The organism is Nocardioides bruguierae (assembly GCF_023656415.1).
Classification (GTDB): Bacteria; Actinomycetota; Actinomycetes; order Propionibacteriales; family Nocardioidaceae; genus Nocardioides; species Nocardioides bruguierae.
In genome coordinates, this window is record NZ_JAMOIL010000048.1 from 1 (window position 1) to 15,902 (window position 15,902).

Annotated in this window: 13 protein-coding genes and 1 pseudogene; 3 read left to right on the top strand and 11 right to left on the bottom strand. The window is 74.4% G+C overall.

Translation table 11 applies throughout. The features are described from left to right. Window positions 1–161, top strand: a pseudogene (locus M8330_RS22845) (IS30 family transposase); the annotation flags it as partial. 63 nt (window positions 162–224) lie between these two features. Here M8330_RS22845 and M8330_RS20960 read toward each other — a convergent pair. The 4 genes from M8330_RS20960 to M8330_RS20975 form a co-directional block, all read right to left on the bottom strand. Continuing rightward, the gene (locus M8330_RS20960) at window positions 225–2,960 is read right to left on the bottom strand and encodes an exo-rhamnogalacturonan lyase family protein (RefSeq protein WP_250828929.1); all 2,736 of its coding nucleotides are present in this window, start codon (window positions 2,958–2,960) and stop codon (window positions 225–227) included. Between the two features lie 188 nt (window positions 2,961–3,148). Beyond that, a complete protein-coding gene (locus tag M8330_RS20965) occupies window positions 3,149–4,015 on the bottom strand; it encodes a sugar phosphate isomerase/epimerase family protein (RefSeq protein ID WP_250828930.1) in 867 nt (288 codons plus the stop codon). Beyond that, a complete protein-coding gene (locus tag M8330_RS20970; protein ID WP_250828931.1) occupies window positions 4,012–5,157 on the bottom strand; it encodes a dihydrodipicolinate synthase family protein in 1,146 nt (381 codons plus the stop codon). The genes M8330_RS20965 and M8330_RS20970 overlap by 4 nt, the downstream gene beginning before the upstream one ends. Then, entirely contained in the window at window positions 5,154–6,302 is a 1,149-nt protein-coding gene (locus tag M8330_RS20975; RefSeq protein ID WP_250056051.1) for a Gfo/Idh/MocA family protein, read from the bottom strand. Before M8330_RS20975 ends, M8330_RS20970 begins: the two co-directional genes overlap by 4 nt. Before the next feature lie 217 nt (window positions 6,303–6,519). On the opposite strand from M8330_RS20975, the gene M8330_RS20980 reads away from it, so the two are divergent. Next, window positions 6,520–7,581, top strand: a complete 1,062-nt coding sequence (locus tag M8330_RS20980) for a LacI family DNA-binding transcriptional regulator (protein ID WP_250828932.1) — start codon at window positions 6,520–6,522, stop codon at window positions 7,579–7,581. Here the strand turns inward: M8330_RS20980 and M8330_RS20985 are convergent. The 7 genes from M8330_RS20985 to M8330_RS21015 form a co-directional block, all read right to left on the bottom strand. Next, on the bottom strand, window positions 7,568–8,263 hold the full coding sequence (locus tag M8330_RS20985; protein WP_250828933.1) for a DUF6807 family protein: 696 nt from the start codon (window positions 8,261–8,263) through the stop codon (window positions 7,568–7,570). The genes M8330_RS20980 and M8330_RS20985 overlap by 14 nt on opposite strands. 80 nt (window positions 8,264–8,343) lie before the next feature. Next, on the bottom strand, window positions 8,344–9,477 hold the full coding sequence (locus tag M8330_RS20990; protein WP_250828934.1) for a Gfo/Idh/MocA family protein: 1,134 nt from the start codon (window positions 9,475–9,477) through the stop codon (window positions 8,344–8,346). Then, a complete protein-coding gene (locus M8330_RS20995) occupies window positions 9,474–10,058 on the bottom strand; it encodes a hypothetical protein (RefSeq protein WP_250828935.1) in 585 nt (194 codons plus the stop codon). The genes M8330_RS20990 and M8330_RS20995 overlap by 4 nt, the downstream gene beginning before the upstream one ends. A 29-nt stretch (window positions 10,059–10,087) precedes the next feature. After that, window positions 10,088–11,011, bottom strand: coding sequence for a carbohydrate ABC transporter permease (locus M8330_RS21000; protein ID WP_250056061.1), 924 nt, complete (start codon window positions 11,009–11,011; stop codon window positions 10,088–10,090). A gap of 1 nt (window position 11,012) precedes the next feature. Then, window positions 11,013–11,984 (bottom strand): carbohydrate ABC transporter permease, encoded by a 972-nt coding sequence (locus tag M8330_RS21005; protein ID WP_250828936.1) that lies wholly within the window; start codon window positions 11,982–11,984, stop codon window positions 11,013–11,015. Further along, a complete protein-coding gene (locus M8330_RS21010; RefSeq protein ID WP_250828937.1) occupies window positions 11,981–13,039 on the bottom strand; it encodes an alpha/beta hydrolase in 1,059 nt (352 codons plus the stop codon). The genes M8330_RS21005 and M8330_RS21010 overlap by 4 nt, the downstream gene beginning before the upstream one ends. Window positions 13,040–13,045: 6 nt before the next feature. Next, on the bottom strand, window positions 13,046–14,350 hold the full coding sequence (locus M8330_RS21015; RefSeq protein ID WP_250828938.1) for an ABC transporter substrate-binding protein: 1,305 nt from the start codon (window positions 14,348–14,350) through the stop codon (window positions 13,046–13,048). 243 nt (window positions 14,351–14,593) lie between these two features. On the opposite strand from M8330_RS21015, the gene M8330_RS21020 reads away from it, so the two are divergent. Beyond that, window positions 14,594–15,748, top strand: coding sequence for a glycerate kinase (locus M8330_RS21020; RefSeq protein ID WP_250828939.1), 1,155 nt, complete (start codon window positions 14,594–14,596; stop codon window positions 15,746–15,748). Window positions 15,749–15,902: the final 154 nt, after the last annotated feature.

The window sequence follows — 15,902 nt, forward strand, 5'->3', positions numbered from 1 at the left end:
AGAGCGAGGACCTCTCGTTCTACGGACCCGGGATGCTCGATCAGATCGCCGCCGAGCTCAACGCCCGTCCTCGCAAGACACTGAAGTGGCGCACCCCCGCGGAGGAACTCGACGCACTACTGTCGGGCGAGTCAGATCCACCTGTTGCGACGACAGGCTGAATCCACCCGGCGTGTCGCCTGCAGAACGTCACGGACTATCGCCGTGGGTGACCCAGCGGAGCGTCAGGGAGCCTCGTCCGGGGCCAGCGCGAGGAGCGCGATGACGGCCAGGGCGCGCTGCGAGGCGTCGTTGGTGGCGATGTCGACGCCCGGCACCTCGGTCACCTCGCCCAGGCTGTCGGGGCCGGAGACCTGGGCGGTGGCCGCCCACGGCTCCCCCGCCGGGTCGGCCAGGTAGGTCTCCCAGCCACGCCGGCGCAGGTCCGCGTCGTCACTCTCGACGCCGGCCCAGGCGGTGACGCGGGAGTAGATCGTCTTGAAGACCTGCGGGTTGAAGTCCCGACCGAAGTGCGCGGTCTTCTCCGCGCTGCTGGACTGCACGTAGGTGGCGAACTCCAGCAGCGTGCGCCGGAACTCCGGGACGTCGACCAGGTCGACCAGCTCGAACATCACCTGGTCGCCGAGGAAGGACATCGCCAGGTTGTAGCCGCCCGTGAAGTCCGCGGTGTCCAGCTTCGTGATGTGGCCCGTCTCCGGGTCGAAGCCCACCGCGCCGCCGAGCTGACCGGTGAACAGACCGGCGGGCAGCGCCGCCACGTCGCGCATCCCGGTGACGATCTTGCGGCGCCACCGGTCCTCGCCGGTCCGCTCCCACGCCGCCAGCCAGTTGCTCACCAGGGCGTACCAGTCCGGCCCGAGCCGCAGGGCCGTGGGGACGCCGGCGGGCGGCTCGTAGTAGTCGCGCAGCGGCGGGTTCACCAGCATGGTCTCGTCCACCTGCAGCGTGGCCTCGAGGTAGTCCCCGGCCAGCGCCGAGGCGGTCACGTAGTGCCAGAACCGCTTCGTGTACGACTCGTTGACGCGCGCCTCCTTGGCGCCGTCGCCGTAGTGCAGCACGTTGTGCCGGGAGCCCAGCCCGGCGAATGGCCCAGAGTGGTAGCAGTCGGACTCCGAGATGTGCCGGGTCATCCGCTCGGCCAGGCGGAACGTGCCCGCGTCGCCGGTGCGCAGGAACTGGTACCAGAGCGAGCCGTCGGTGCCGAGCTCCCCGTTGTCCCAGGCGAAGCCGCCGACGTCGTAGCGCCACTCGTGCCGGTCGGCGTCGTAGGTGTGCATCACGTCGCCGTGGTCCCAGAAGCCGTACCAGTGCCGCTCCTCGACCTGGCCCGCGTAGAAGTCGACGGTGTCGACCATCGCGTCCTCGAGCGCAGTGCGCCGGGCGGTGCTGCGGTCCGGCAGGCTCCAGTGCCCGAAGACGCCGGCGCGGTGGTAGACGGCCGGGGTGCTGACCAGCTGCGCCCGCGCCTGGAGGGCCTCGGCCCGGTCGGCGAAGTCGGGACGCGACGGGGTGGCGTCCAGCGCGTGCAGCTCGAGCCTCGTGGAGCGCGCGATCCCCACGGGGTCGCCGAAGCCCTCGCGCGGGTCCTCGTAGGCCAGGCCGAGCCCGTGGCCGGCGGCGGCGTAGCCCCGCATGTCCATCGCCTCGCCGTGCGGCGACCAGGCCCACAGGGTCACCGTTGCGGCATCGCCGGCCGCTCCCGTCACGTCGAGCGCGCGGGGGAACGCCTGCCAGAAGTCCTGCACACCGAAGCCCAGCCCGCCCGAGGGCCCGCCCACGTACCCCAGCCCGGCGGCGCGGCGTCCCCAGCCGGCGCTCTCCAGCCAGCGGTAGTCGGCGCCGGTGCGCTTGCGCACGGTGAAGGAGTCCGCGGAGTGCTGGCGCAGGGAGAACTCCTCCCACAGCGGCAGGTCCTCGTAGCCGTCGGCCACCTGCCCCGCCCACTGCGAGACCGGTGGCGTCGCGGTGCCGGCGAACTGGGCCTCGTCGACGGCCGCCCCCGGCTCGCGCCGCAGACCGGTGAGCACGCGCACGGGCTCGCCCCAGACACCGCGGTCCTCGCCGGCGAAGCGCAGGTGGGTGTCGTGCGGGGCGTCGTCGAGGGGGACGACGACCTGCAGGCCCAGGCCGCTGACCAGCTGCGTCGCCGGGTCGGCGTCGTGGACGAAGGAGTGCTCGACCTCGACGACGTCGGAGCCGGCCGTGACCGCGACCCGCATCGTCCAGGGCAGCAGCCGGGGGCGACCGGCGCCACCGCTGCCGGCCGAGGCGCCGCGCACGGGCTCGTGGTGCCCGCTCAGCCGCGCGACGGCGCGCACGGGCCCCTCCTGCTCCACGACGAGGTCGGTGACCACACCGACCCAGTCCTGGGTGGAGGCCGGGGCCCCGGCGGGGGCGTCGTCGATCGTGAGCACGAGCCGGCCCTCGCGGGCGCAGGCCCGACCGGAGCGCGTGACCTCGCGCAGGGGCGTCGTGCCGGAGCCTGCCAGCGTCACCGAGGCCACCCCCGAGCCGAGCACCACGCGGTCGCCCGAGCGGCGCACCGTGGCCGGCCGCGCCGGCGCCACGGGCTGCCCGTCCACGACCTCGAGGTCGTCGGCGAGCGCGGCACCGGCGGCCACCGCGTGCCCGCTCCACTTCACCGAGCCGTCGGGCCAGGTGGCCAGGGTCCAGGACTGCAGCGGCACCTCGCCGTCGCCGCTGCGCAGGCTCAGCGGGGCCTCGGCGGAGCGAGCGCCCCGGGGCCAGGGCAGCCCGAAGGTGCTGCCGGCGTGGGTGGTGGGGACGCCGTCGAGCCAGCGGAGCGGCACCTGCCCGTCGGGGCCGACCCCGGCGAGCGGCAGGACGCCGGCGGCGGACGCGGCCGTCGGGCGTAACGGGCCGGCCACGGCCGCGGTGGCCGCCGCCGCGACGAAGCCGCCGAGGACGGCACGGCGCGAGGGCTGGAGGGGATGGTTCACGAGCACTCCCGAGAGGGTCGGTCGGCCACGTCGGTTGTGACCGGGGTCTCATCGGACGCTAGGACGGAAAGCCCTTTCCTGCAACCCCGACCGAGGCACCAAAATGCGCCTTGACCTGCACGAACACCTCCGCACGCACCCCAGCCCCGACACCACGGGTGCCGGGGCTGGGGGCGCTCGTCAGCGCGTCAGCGGCCGCTCAGCAACGTGTGCCAGCGCTCGACCATCGTGGCGACGACCTCGTCGGGGTCGGCGGCCCAGATCTCGCGGTTGAACAGCTCGACCTCCACGTCCCCGGTGTAGCCGGCGGCCAGCACGGCGTCGACGAGGGGGGCGAAGTCGATGTGCCCGTCCCCCGGCATGCCGCGCCCCATGAGGGCCTCGGCGGGGATCGGGGTCAGCCAGTCGCAGAGCTGGAAGGAGGCGATCCGCCCGGCAGCCCGGGCGACCTGCTCCAGCACCTGCGGGTCCCACCAGACGTGGTAGGTGTCCACCACGACCCCCACGGCCTCGGCCGGGTGCTGCTCGGCCAGGTCGACGGCCTGGCCCAGGGTGGAGAGGACCGCACGGTCGGCCGCGAACATCGGATGCAGCGGCTCCAGGGCGAGCAGCACACCGCGCTCCCGGGCGTAGGGCGCCAGCTCGCCGAGCGCGTCGGCCACGCGTTGGCGCGCACCGACGAGGTCGCGCGGAGCGTCGGCCGGCAGGCCGCCGACCACGAGCACCAGCGAGGCCGCCCCGAGGGCCGCCGCCTCGTCGATCGCGGCGCGGTTGTCCGCCAGCGCCCGCGCTCGCTCCGGGCCGGCGGCAGCGGTGACGAACCCGCCCCGGCACAGCGAGGAGACGCGCAGCCCGCTCTCGCGGACCAGCCGCGCCGCCTCGTCCAGGCCGACCTCGGCGACGGGCTCGCGCCACACGCCGACCGACTCCAGGCCGTGCCGTCGGCAGCCGTCCAGCGCCTCGGCGAGCGACCACGACTTCGTCGTCTGCTGGTTGAGGCTGAGCCGGCTCACCAGCGGACGGGACGCCGCCGGGGCCACGGCCTCGGCAGTCACTGCGCCACTCCCGCGACCTCGAGGTAGGACCGCATCCGGCCCGCCGCCAGCTCCGGGTCGGCGAAGAGGCCCAGGTCGTCAGCCATCCGGTAGGCGGTGGCCAGGTGCACGGCGCTGCGGCCGGAGTGCAGGCCGCCGATCATCGTGTAGCCGGGCTGGTGCCCGCCGAGCCAGGACAGGAACGACACCCCCGCCTTGTAGAACCACGTGGGCGTGGCGAAGAGGTGCCGCGAGAGGTCCACCGTCGGCTCCATCAGAGCCCGGTAGCCGTCCACGTCACCCGTGTCGAGGCAGCGCAGGGCCGCCGCGGCGGGCCCGGTGACGGCGGCGAAGGCGCCCAGCAGCGCGTCGGAGTGGTGCGCACCGTCGCCCAGCACCAGCTGGTCGTAGTGGAAGTCGTCGCCGGTGTAGACGCGCACCTGCGCCGGCAGCCGGCGACGCAGCTCCTCCTCGTGCGCACGGTCCAGCAGCGACACCTTCACCCCGTCGACCTTGTCGGCGTGCTCGGTGACGAGCTCGACGAAGGTGTCCGTGGCGGCGGCCCGGCCGCGGCTGCCCCAGTAGCCCTCGAGGGCCGGGTCGAACATGGAGCCCAGCCAGTGCAGGACGACGGGCCGCGAGACCTGGCCCAGCAGCCGGCCGTAGACCTTGGCGTAGTCCTCGGGCCCCTCGGCCAGCGCCGCGAGGTGGCGGCTGGCCATGAGCACCGGCTGCGCGCCGGCGTCCTCGACCACGGCGAGCTGCTCCTCGTAGCCGGCCAGCACCTCCTCCAGCGAGGTGGGACGCTCGAGCTGGTCGGTGCCGACGCCGGCACAGATCGCGCCGCCGACGGAGGCCGCCTCGGCGGCGCTGCGGCGCACCAGCTCCTGCACGGCCGGCCAGTCCAGGCCCATCCCGCGCTGCGCGGTGTCCATCGCCTCCGCGACGCCGAGGCCGTGCGACCAGAGGTGGCGCCGGAAGGCGAGGGTCGCCTCCCAGTCCAGGACGGCGGGCGCCCCGGGCACGGTCTCCGAGTCGACCTGCGGGACGACGTGGGCGGCCGCGAACGCGCGCCGGCTGGTGGCCGGGGTCGCCGAGACCGACCACGTGCCGGCCGCGCCGGGGGTGTGCAGGCGGCCGTCGGGCAGGCGCACGGTGCTCACAGCACGATCTCCGGCAGCTCGATGCGACGGCCCTCGGCCGAGGAGCGCAGGCCGGCCTCGGCCAGCGCGATGCCGCGGGCGCCGGCGACGAAGTCGTAGGGGTGCGGGCCGTCCTCGACGACGTGGCGCACGAACTGCTCCCACTGGGCCTTGAAGCCGTTGTCGAGGACCTCGTTGTCCGGCACGTCCTGCCACTGCGAGCGGAACGGGTCGGTGACGGGGAGGTCGGGGTTCCACACCGGCTTCGGCGTGGCCGAGCGGTGCTGGACGCGGCAGCCGTTGAGCCCCGCGACCGCGGAGCCCTCGGTGCCGTCGACCTGGAACTCCACCAGCTCGTCACGGGCCACCCGGACGCACCAGGAGGAGTTCATCTGCGCGATGATCCCGCCCTCGAGCTCGAAGATCGCGTAGGCGGCGTCGTCGGCCGTGGCCTCGTAGGGCTCGCCGTTCTCGTCCCAGCGCCGAGGGATGTGCGTCACCGCGCGGGAGGTGACGGCCTCGACCCGGCCGAACAGGTTCTCCAGGACGTAGCTCCAGTGGCAGAACATGTCGACGGTGATGCCGCCGCCGTCCTGCGCCCGGTAGTTCCAGCTCGGCCGCTGCGCGTCCTGCCAGTCCCCCTCGAAGACCCAGTAGCCGAACTCGCCGCGCACCGAGAGCACGCGGCCGAAGAAGTCGCCCTTCACGAGGCGGTCGAGCTTGCGCAGCCCGGGGAGGAACAGCTTGTCGTGCACGACTCCGGTCTTCACCCCGGCCTCCTGCGCGGCCCGCGCCAGGTCCAGGGTCTCCTCGATGGTCTCGGTGACCGGCTTCTCGGCGTAGACGTGCTTGCCGGCGGCGATGGCGGCCTTGACCGCGCCACCGCGCACGTTGGTGAGCTGGGCGTCGAAGTAGACCGGGAGGTCCGGGTCGGCCAGCGCCTGGTCGAGGTCGGTGGTCCAGCGCTCGATGCCGTGGCGCTCCGCGATCTCGCGGACCTTGCGCTCGCTGCGGCCGACGAGCACGGGCTCGAGCTGGACGCGGGTGCCGTCCGAGAGCTCGACACCCCCCTGCTCGCGGATCGCCAGGACCGATCGGACCAGGTGCTGGCGGTACCCCATCCGGCCCGTGATGCCGTTCATCACGATGCCCAGGACGTCGCTCATGGTGCCTCCTTGGGAAAGCGGTTTCCGGTACAGTAAGCGCAACGTCCGACGCCCGGCAAGCGCTATCCGAGATCTGGATCACAGCCGAGCGCGCGATATCGTCCGGTCGTCGCCGCTCCCGACGCCCGGGACGAGCCCGCCGGAGCAGCCCCGCACCGACCAGCCCGCACCGACCGTCCACCGACCCGCAGCCACCACCCAGACCCGGAGGTCCCCCGTGGCCCAGCCCGTGACCCTCGCCGACGTCGCGCGCCACGCCGGCGTGTCGCTCGCGACCGCCTCGCGCGTGGTCAACGGGAGCACCCGCGTCGTCGGTGAGTCGTTGCGCGAGAAGGTCCTGGCCTCCGCCACCGCGCTGCGCTACGAGGCCAACCCCGCAGCCCAGGCCATCGTCCGCGGCCACCTGGACGTGGTGGGGCTGGTCGTCCCCGACATCGAGGACCCGTACTTCTCCGCGATCGCGGCCTCGCTCATGGCGCGTGCCGAGGAGAACGGGCTGATGGTCGCCCTGACCAGCACCGGGCGCCAGGCCGACCGCGAGGTCGAGTACGTCGCCGCCCTGCGCCGGCACCGCGCCCGCGCCCTGGTCGTGGTGGGCAGCCGCACCACCGACACCGAGCACCAGGCACGCCTGCAGACCGAGCTCCAGGAGCTCGTCGACCGCGGCGGCCGCGTGGCGCTGGTGAGCCAGCGTCGCCTCCCGTTCGACACGGTCGCGATCGAGAACCGCGCCGGGGCGCGCTCCCTCGCCGAGGCCCTCGTCGGGCTCGGCTACCGCCGGTTCGCCGCCCTCGCCGGTCCGGACTCCCTGCTCACCTCCACCGACCGGATCACCGGCTTCCGCAGCGGCCTCGCCGGCGCCGCGACGTTGCCGCAGGAGAACGTCGGCGTCGAGGAGTTCACCCGCGACGGCGGGTACCGCGCGATGACCACGCTCCTGGGGCGCCGCCGCAGCGGGGCCCTGCCCGGCGAGGGCCCGCTGTGCGTCTTCGCGGTCAACGACGTGATGGCCGTGGGGGCGATGTCGGCGGTGCGGGACGCCGGCCTGGAACCGGGCCGCGACGTGGCCCTGGCCGGGTTCGACGACATCGCCACGCTGCGCGACGTGTCGCCGCGGCTGACCACCGTCCGCGTGGACCTGGCCCGCCTGGGGCGCGAGGCGTTGGACCTCACGCTGGGTCCGCTGCCGGACAAGCCGCGCACCCGCCGGGTCAAGTGCGAGGTCGTGCTCGGCGGCAGCACGCCCGCCGTCGGGCAGAGCCCGCTCAGACCTCGCTGACGTCCAGGGCGAGCGCGCACTCCACGGACTCCCCCGCAGCCAGCCACCGCGCACGCGGCGCGGCCAGCGAGACCCCGACGCCGGCGTAGTCGGAGACACGGACGAACCACGGGCCGGTGCCGTCGCCGTCGGGCTCCAGCCGGGCCTGCCACCGACCTCGGTGCTCGATCTCCAGCCACGCGCCCGTGCAGCCGTTCGCGAGGTCCTCGCCGACTCCGTGGGGGCAGCGCACCTCCAGGTCGTCGGCGCCCAGGCCCGCCGGCAGGCGCCAGAACAGCCCCCCGTACCCGGCACCCCCACGGCCGTTGGCCTCGGGCGAGGCCAGCCGCAGGTCGCGCGCGGCCGTGAGCACCGAGCGCCAGCGCAGCGAGAGCCCCGACCCGCTGGCCGTGCAGGCGACGGTGCGCCGCTCGCGCAGTAGCGGGGCCCCCTCGTCGTCGCACCAGGTCAGGTCCTCGTGCGCGTCGGCCCCGGTGCCGGCCGCACGCACGCTGCCCCGCCGCGTCCGGGCCTCGAGGTAGCCCTCGGGGTGGACGTAGCTGGGGCCGCCCCAGAGGTTCACCCCGTCGACGTCGGGCAGGCCCAGGCCCAGGCCGTGGTGCCAGGGGTGGTCGGCGGGCCGGGCGCCGGTGAGCAGGTGGCCTGACGGCGTGCGCAGCGGGTGCACCACCGGACGCGGCACGAGCCCCTCCCCCGCGGGCGACCAGTCCAGGACGGCCTCGGCGCACCCCGGGGACCCGGCAGGTACAGCGCCGAGCAGGTTCACCACGGTCGGCCCGCCGCCTCCAGGGTCAGGCCCTCCTGCGCGACCCGCCGCACCACCGCGGTGATGCCGGGCAGCGTGCGCAGGCGGTCGGTGCCGCCCTGGCCCACGCTCCGGCCCACGCCCACGTCGCGCACCGCCTCCTCCGGCACCCGTGGGACCGGCGGCGCGAGCCTCAGCGCCTCGAGGACCTGCATGAAGGCACCGCAGTCGGCCAGGGAGGACTGGAGCCGCTGCGGCTCGTCGGCGTGCCGCAGCAGGTCCTGGAGCGGGGAGGTCCGGGTGTGGGTCTCCACGGTTCCGTCGACCTCCAGCACGTCGGCGGTGTAGTGCAGGACGGCGGTGCCGCCGGTGCCCGCCACGACGACCGCGGGCTCCTCGTCCTCGTCGGCGCACAGCGTGGCCGCGCCGACCACGGGGACGCCGGCGGTGGTCTCGACCCGCACCCAGGCGGTGTCGTCGCACTCGATGTCGCGGGTGCGCCACAGCTGGGTGCGCACGTCCGTCACGTCCTCGGCGCGGGTGGTGCCCAGCACGGCGAGCGCGGTCGCGAGACCGTGGGCGAACGGGTTGGTCCACACACCGTCGGCCACGGGCACCCCGTCCAGCGTGCGACGCCCGGCCCAGGCGGCCCGGGCGTAGTAGGAGTCGGTGCGCTGCCAGGCGCCCCGCACGCCGACGTGCCGGACCTGCCCCAGGGCGCCGCTCTCCACCAGCGCGCGCAGCCGCGGGACGGCGCTCGAGCCCAGGCTCTGGAACCCCACCTGCCGTGCGGCCGGGCCGGGGTGGGCGCACAGGGCGCGCCAGTCGGCCAGCGTGGCGGTCGGCGGCTTCTCCAGGAGCAGCCGGGCGTCGGCGCCCAGGACCTGGCGGGCCATGGGCAGGTGCAGCGGGATGGGGGTCGCCACCACGACCACGTCCGGGGAGGTCTTCACGAGCAGCTGGCCGAGGTCGTCGGCCCAGGGGCGGTCGCCCAGGAGGTCGGCCGCCGCGCCGACGGGGGCGCTGCGGTCGCAGATCCCGGCGAGCTCCACCTCGCCGGCGGCCTCCAGCCGGGCGATCTCCTCGACGTAGGTGCTGCCGTAGCCCGCCGCCCCCACGAGCAGGACCCGGGGCGCCGCGCTGCCGCTCATCGCGGTCCGCGCACGCGCTCGGTGACGGCCACCGCCGCGAGCACCAGCAGCCCGGGGACGAGCAGGACGAACGCCGGCCCGAGGCGGACGACGAGCACGACGGCGGCCACGGCGGCCAGCAGCAGCAGCGAGCCGGTGACGTCGGCGACCGCCCCCCGTGCGGCCGACTCGAGCGTGGGTGCCCAGCGGGCTCCGGGGCGCCACAGCGCCGTGGCGCGCAGCCCGCCGACCAGGGCGGCCGCGGCGAGCACCGCGAGCACCGGGCCCAGCACGACCGCCCCGGGCAGGCCGCCCAGCACGGCCAGGAGGTCGATCGCCCCCAGCGCCAGCAGACCGGCCACGGCCAGCACGCCGACCGGGTCGCGCAGGGCGCTGCCGGTCAGGCGCAGGAACCGCCCGACGGTGGGGTCGCGGTCCTCCGTCAGCTGCTCGCGCAGCAACGACGCGCCCGCCGCGCCCGCGGCGAGCGCGGTCACGACGGGCAGCGAGGCGAGCGTGACGAGCACGGCGACCTCGGCGACGGCGGAGAGCCGACGCGGCCAGGACGGCGGCGGCGCGCTCGTCGGCTCCTCGTCGGTCACGGGACCCATCATGGTGCTCACGCGGTCGCTCACCCCTTGAGGCCCTGCGTCGCCACGCCCTCCACCAGCAGCCGCTGGAAGGCCATGAAGAACAGGCCCACGGGCACCAGCGCCAGGATCGACATCGCGAACATCGGCCCGTAGGAGGAGGACGACGTCTGGTCGACGTAGATCTTCAGGGCCAGGGACAGCGTGTAGTTCTCCGGGCTGTTCAGGTAGATCAACTGGGTGAAGAAGTCGTTCCAGGTCCAGATGAAGCTGAAGATCGCGGTGGTGAACATCGCCGGTCGCAGCAGCGGGGCGATGACGTACCAGAACGTGCGGAAGGGCCCGGCGCCGTCGATCAGCGCCGCCTCGTCCAGCTCCCGCGGGAGGCTGCGGACGAACTGCACCACCAGGAAGATGAAGAACGCGTCGGTGGCCAGCAGCTTGGGCAGCAGGATCGGCCAGAACGTGTTCACGAGGCCGAGCTGCTGGAAGACGATGTACTGCGGGATCAGCACGACGTGGATCGGCAGCATGATCGTGATGAGCATGAACGCGAACAGCACGCCGCGGCCGCGGAAGCGCAGTCGGCCGAAGGCGTACCCGGCCAGCGTGCAGGAGAAGACGTTGCCGATCACGGCGCCCAGGGAGAGCACGAGCGAGTTGCCGAGGTAGCGCCACACGGAGTACCCGGCGACCCCGTCCATGGCGGTGGCGTAGTTCTCCCCCGTCGGGTTCGCGGGCCACAGGCCGGTGTCGGTGAGCACCTCCTGGGCGGGCTTGAACGAGGCGCTGACCAGCCAGAACACGGGGTACAGCACGACCAGGACGAGGGCGATCACCACGACGTGCCAGAGCACGCCACGGCTGCGGGCGCCGGGGCGGCCGGCGGCCGTGGGCGGCGCCGACGCCGGGGACGGGTCGGGCGCGGACGGGGTGGTCGGGGGCAGCGTGGTGGAGGCGGCCATGTCAGTTCTCCTCACCGGCGTAGAAGACCCAGCGTCGCGAGGTCGCGAAGAGCAGCGCGGTCACGACGGCGATGGCCAGCAGGAGCAGCCAGGCCATGGCCGATGCGGTGCCCATGCGGAAGTCGGTGAACCCGCGCTGGTAGAGGTACAGGGTGTAGACGAGGGTGGAGTCGCCCGGGCCGCCGCGACCGTTCGAGATCACGTAGGGCCCGGTGAAGGACTGGAAGGCGTGGATGATGCCGAGCACCAGGTTGAACAGCAGAACCGGCGTCAGCATCGGCAGGGTCACCGAGAAGAACTGGCGCACCTTGCCCGCCCCGTCCAGCGCGGCAGCCTCGTAGAGGTCGCGCGGGATCTGCTTGAGGCCGGCCAGGAAGATCACCATCGGGGCGCCGAACTGCCACAGCGTGAGCGCGACGACCGCGTAGATGGCGAGGTCGGGGTCGTCGGTCCAGCCGCCGGTGTCGAGGCCGATCGAGGCGAGCAGGTTCGGCACGGTGCCACCGGTGCTGAACAGCGCCTTCCACGCCAGCGCCAGGCTGATGCTCGCGCCGAGCAGGGACGGGGCGTAGAGCGCCGAGCGGTAGAACCCGATGCCGCGGCGCGGGCGGTTGAGCAGCAGCGCCACGCCGAGCGCGATCGCGAGCTGGAGCGGGACGGAGACCAGGACGTAGGTCAGCGTCACCCGCACCGACGCCCAGAACCGCGGGTCCTCGGTGAAGAGCCGCTGGTAGTTGTCGAACCCGACCCAGGACGGGCTGCTGAACAGGTCGTAGTCGGTGAAGGACAGGTACAGCGAGGTGACCATCGGGCCGATGGTCAGCAGCACCGCGCCCAGGATCCACGGCAGCAGGAACAGGTACGCCGAGCGCTGCGGTCGGCGTCGGGGGCGCGGCGGGGTGGCCGTGGGGTCGGCGGTCGGAGGCTGCTCCGCCTCACCGGCCGCGGGTCGGAGCGTGGTCGTCGTGCTCACAGGTCAGCCTCTCCCTCGGGCGTGTGTGCGGCGGCGCGGTCGGGCTGCCCGACCTCGTCCCGCAGGACGGCGGCCTGGTCGGCGCGTGCCCGGCGGGAGACCCCCGCGCCGGGCACGACCGAGTCGAAGCCGTGGAACGTGCCGGGGTAGGTCCGCGTGGCGACGCGGACCCCCTCCGCGGCCAGGGCGGCCGCGAAGTCGCGGCCCTCGTCGTGCAGCGGGTCGTGCTCGGCGAGGTGGACGGTGGTGGGTGGCAGCCCCCGCAGGTCGGCCCGGGCGGGGGCGACGTAGCCGTCCGCCTCGGCGCCGGCGAGGTAGGTCTCCCACATCACCGCGTTGGCGTCGGCGTCGAACACCGGGACGCCCCGGAGCCCGCGGGCGGACGCCGTCGTGCGCCGGTCGTCGAGCACCGGCTGCACGAGCAGCAGGTGCGCCACGGGGAGTCCTCCCTCGTCACGGGCCCGCAGCGTGGTGCCGGCGGCCAGCGCACCACCGGCGCTGGCTCCGGCCACGGCCACGCGAGCCGGGTCCACGCCCAGCTCCTCGGCGTGCGCGTGCAGCCAGCGCAGCGCCGCCACACCGTCCTCGAGCCCGGCCGGGGCCGGGTGCTCGGGCGCCAGCCGGTAGTCGACCGCGACGACGACCACGTCCGCCTCCCGGGCGTACTCGGCGCACTGCGTGTCACAGGCGTCGAGGTCACCCAGCGCGAACGCGCCGCCGTGCAGGTACAGCACCGCCCCCCGCACCCCGGCCCTGCTCCCGGCGCGCCAGGAGTCCTCGTCCGACTCCTGGTCGCCGGCGGGAACGGGGTGCAGGACCCGGACCGGCACGGGGCCGGCGGGGCCGGGCAGCGTCGTGTCCGCGCTGCGCACCCCGTCCCGGTCCCGCACGGGGGCCGCCGCCGCGTGCCGCGCCGCGTTGGCGGCGCGGGCCCCCGCGACGTCGCGCAGGTCGCTGGGGACCAGGGCGAGCGCGGCCTCGGCGAGCTCCGCGTCCAGCGAGAGGGCCGGGGCGGAGCCGCGGAGAACGGGGTGTGCGGGGTGCAGCGTGGGCACGGTGGGTCAGCCTCCGATGGCGTCGTTCGCGTTGGAGACCAGCTGCTCGGCGGCCGCCTCGGGGGTCGCCTGGCCGAAGATCACCGTGTCGTAGATCTGCTGGAAGTCCGCCTTCACCGAGGACGAGCCGGTCGGCCAGCCCCAGGTGGAGGAGTCGCCGACCTGGTCGGCGACGGAGTCCTCGTAGGTGCAGACCATCTTGCTCACCTCGTCCGCGGCGTCGCAGACGTCGGCGCGGATGTCGGTGTTCGGCGGGATGCCGCGGGAGGCACCCAGCGCCGCGCCGGCCTCGGGGTCGTTCATGAGGAAGTCCAGCAGCTTCACGGCCGCCTCGGCGTTCTGCGAGCTGCGCGGCACGCCGTAGTACACGGGCGGGAGCGCGGCCATGCCGGAGGTGTCGGCACCGGGGGTGTCGGTGGGCAGCGGAGCCGCGGCCAGCTTCTCGGTCGTGGCGCCGACGTAGCCGGTGAGGTTGGAGTCGTAGTTCTCCTCGATCGAGGAGGCGTCGGCGATGAGGCCGGAGTTCGTCGTGGAGCCGTCCTGCTGGGTGGTCATCTCGGCGGGGGTGGCCAGGCCGTCCTCGCGCATCTGGTTGGTCCACGTCCAGAACTCGGCGAGGTCGGCCGTCTCGAAGCCGAGGGCGCCCTCGGGCGTGTAGACGCTCTTGCCGCGCTGGTGGAGCCAGGTGTCGAACCAGTCGATGGCCCAGCCGATGTCGGTGAAGCCGGCCGTGCCGGTGGAGTCGGCGAGCTGCTGCATCGCGTCGGTGAACTCGCTCCAGGTCCAGCCCTGCGACGGGTCGACGCCGATCTTCTCGAACGCCTTCACGTCGTAGACCATCATCTGGGTGGTCTGGCCGGCCGGGAGCGCGTACTGGACGCCCTCGTACTGCTCGCCCGCCAGGAGCTCGTCCGGGATCATGCTGAGGTCGAGCGTGCCGTCGTCGACGTAGTCGTCGAGGTTGACCAGCACGTTGCGCTGGGCGTACTCGCCGAAGGTCGGGCGGTCGAGCTGGATCACGTCCGGCGCGGCCTGGGCCGCGACCTGGGTCGTGAGCTTCTGGACGTAGGAGCCGTAGTCGCCGAACTCCGTCTCGACCTTGATGTCGGGGTTGGCCGCCTCGAACAGCTCGACCGCCTTCTCGGTGGCGGCGGCGCGGTCGTCGTTGCCCCACCAGGCGAACCTGATGGTGGTGACGCCGTCGGCGCTGCTGCTGTCGGAACCGCAGGCGGCCATCGTGCCGGCCACGCTCATCAGCGCCACCGCCGCTGCGGCGACCCGGCCGAACCGGACCCGTCGCGTGTTGCTCATGTGTCCTCCTGAGGACCGTTCTTCTCGGGCTGGTCAGCCGTCACAGCGGCGACCCGAGATCGGACAGTACGTGTCCTGCGTCACGCCGGTCAAGGATCTCGGAAAATGGTTTCCTCGCTTGCCGACGGAAAACTGAGGTGCTGTGGGAAAGCGCATTCCCGACTAGGGTGCACGTGCCGACCCCCTCCGACGCGACGTCGCGGAGCCCCGAGGTCGTCCCTGTGATCCCACCCAGGAGGCAGCATGCCCATCGCGAGCACCGGTCACGCCCCGGCGTCCGTCCCGACCCTGCACCTGCCCGGCAGGCAGGGCCGCCCGCTGCGCGTGCTCGCCTGCCCGGACTCGTTCAAGACCTCCCTGTCCGCCGCCGACGCGGCGCGCGCCCTGGCCGACGGCTGGCGCACGGCCAGGCCCGGGGACGCGGTGACGACCCTCCCGGTCGCGGACGGCGGCGAGGGCACCGTGGAGGCGCTCGCGCTGGCCGCGAGCACCGAGCCGCGCCTGGCCCGGGTCTCGGGTCCGCACGGCTCCGTCGTCGAGGTCCCGTGGCTGCTCCTGGAGGACGGCACCGCCGTGGTCGAGCTCGCGGCGGCCTGCGGCCTGGGCCTGATGCGCACGCTGGACCCCCTGGGGGCCGACACCCAGCCCCTCGGAGAGCTCCTGGCCCACGTCCTGGACGCCGGGGCCCGCCGCGTCCTCGTGGGGCTGGGTGGGAGCGCCTCCACCGACGGCGGCACCGGGGCGCTGCGCGCCCTCGGCGCGCGGCTGGCCGGGCCCCGGGGCCACGTCCTGCCGCGCGGTGGCGGGAGCCTGCCCGACCTGTCCGGTCTCGACGTCCGCGACCTGCGCCCGCTGCCGCCGGACGGCGTGCACCTCCTGACCGACGTCGACAGCCCCCTGGTCGGGCCCGACGGCGCCGCGCACGTCTTCGGCCCGCAGAAGGGCGCCGGCCCCGCCGACGTCGAGCTCCTCGAGCGCGGGCTGCGTCGACTGAGGGAGGTCGTGGGCGAGCCCGACACCGCCGGCGACGGCGCCGCGGGAGGCACCGGCTACGGGCTCCGCGCCATCTGGGGCGCCACCAGCAGCCCGGGTGCCACGCACGTGCTCGAGGCGGCCGGGTTCGCCCGGGCCCTGACCGACTGCGACGTCGTGCTCACCGGAGAGGGCAGCTTCGACGCCCAGTCGCTGGCGGGCAAGATCGTGGGGCAGGTCGTCGACGCGGCACGGCGCGAGGGGCGGCCCTGCGTCGTCGTGGCCGGCCGCGTCGCCGGGCAGACGCCCGCCACGTCCCTCTCCCTCAGCGACCTGGCCGGCTCCCCGTCCGCCTCCCTGGGCGAGCCGGCCCGTTGGCTGCGCGAGGCGGCCGCCGCCCTGGCGCGGGAGGTGGTGACCGGATAGTCCGTGACGTTGTGCAGGCCGATCACGGCTTGGGTTCATGCGGTGGTCGCAACACCTAGCCCTGGAGGGGTGTATGGGTGTCGGAGGCCGGCCGCGGGTACGGCGGAGCGTCGAGAGAGCTTTCTGGGAGCTGGTTCCTGAGCATCGGTCCTGG

Coding starts and splice junctions, on each gene's coding strand:
- M8330_RS20975 (WP_250056051.1), bottom strand. CDS start 6,302: ATGAGCGACGTCCTGGGCATCGTGATGAACGGCATCACGGGCCGGATG.
- M8330_RS20990 (WP_250828934.1), bottom strand. CDS start 9,477: ATGAGCGGCAGCGCGGCGCCCCGGGTCCTGCTCGTGGGGGCGGCGGGC.
- M8330_RS21000 (WP_250056061.1), bottom strand. CDS start 11,011: ATGGCCGCCTCCACCACGCTGCCCCCGACCACCCCGTCCGCGCCCGAC.
- M8330_RS21015 (WP_250828938.1), bottom strand. CDS start 14,350: ATGAGCAACACGCGACGGGTCCGGTTCGGCCGGGTCGCCGCAGCGGCG.
- M8330_RS21020 (WP_250828939.1), top strand. CDS start 14,594: ATGCCCATCGCGAGCACCGGTCACGCCCCGGCGTCCGTCCCGACCCTG.